Origin of the sequence: Catellatospora sp. NPDC049609 (assembly GCF_040675365.1) — a bacterium.
In the GTDB taxonomy this organism is placed as follows: domain Bacteria; phylum Actinomycetota; class Actinomycetes; order Mycobacteriales; family Micromonosporaceae; genus Catellatospora.
In genome coordinates this window covers 1-1,069 of the sequence record NZ_JBFAOU010000488.1, presented here as the reverse complement: position 1 = coordinate 1,069, position 1,069 = coordinate 1, and the positions used below count along the sequence as shown (strand labels likewise).

The 1,069-nt window shown below is 68.1% G+C and carries 1 protein-coding gene; it reads right to left on the bottom strand.

Going from position 1 to position 1,069, the window contains the following annotated elements; translation table 11 throughout:
• Nucleotides 1-2: 2 nt before the first annotated feature.
• On the bottom strand, nucleotides 3-1,013 hold the full coding sequence (locus AB0J67_RS41325) for an IS110 family transposase (protein ID WP_363491316.1): 1,011 nt from the start codon (nucleotides 1,011-1,013) through the stop codon (nucleotides 3-5).
• Nucleotides 1,014-1,069 lie beyond the last annotated feature (56 nt).

Below are 1,069 nucleotides of genomic sequence, written 5' to 3'. Positions count from 1 at the left end.
TGTCAAGCGTCGGTGAGGAGTGCCCGGAACACGACGTCGGAGAGGCGGCGTTTGAGGGCGCGGAGGGACTCGCTGGTGGTGTCCCCGTCGGCTCGCCGGCGTTGTAGGAAGTCACGGGCGGGCTGGTGGTAGTGGGCCTGGGTGATGGCGATCCGGTGGATTGCCGTGTTCAGCTGCCGGTTGCCGACCCGACTGAGGCGGTGGCGTTGCCGGTTGCCGGACCACACCGGTAGCGGAGCCGTGCCGTTGTGGCGCGCGTAGGCGTGCCGGGAGCGGAAGCGTTTCACGCCCGCGGTCTCGCCGACGATCTTCGCCGCGGTCAGGGTCCCGCATCCGATGATCTCAAGCAGCGCGGGCGCCAGCTTCTCCACGAGGTGCTTGAGCTCTTTGTCGAGCGCGGTGATCTGCTCGGTGAGCTCTCGGCATCGCTGGACCAGGCTGCGGCATAGCCGCGGCACGATGCCGTCGCGGCCGGCGAGGTCGGCGGCGATCTTGTTGAGGTTCTTGGCCCGCTGGAGGCATCTGGCTGGTGGTTGCCAGGCCGGGTCAATCTCGTGTAGCTGCCAGCGGATGCGGTTGATGACTCGGGTGCGCTCTGCGACGAGATCATCGCGGTAGTCGGCGAGAAGTCGCAGGTCGCGATCGGGTCCGTCGAGTTGGGCGGTGGGCAGGTCAGGTTCCCGCAGCGCGGCTCTGGCCACGGCCAGGGCGTCGATGGGATCGGACTTGCCGTAGGTCCGCGCGCCGTCGCGGGCGTTGGCCATGAGCTTGGGCGGTACCCGGGTGATTCGCTCGCCTGCGGCCAGCAGGTCACGTTCCAGGCGTCGGGACAGGTGCCGACAGTCTTCGACCGCCCAGCGCCGCTCCTGGCCGAACCTGTCGGCCCAGGTCACCAGCGCCAGATGGTCAGCGGTGGTGGTGCCGAGGGTCTTCTCGCCGAGCTTGCGGCCGACCTCGTCGACCGCGACGACGGTGTGGCTTCGCTTGTGTGCGTCGATTCCGAGGATCACCATGGTGTCTGTTCCTCTCTCGGTTGGGAACAGGACTGGCCAGAGGGCATACCTCAGTG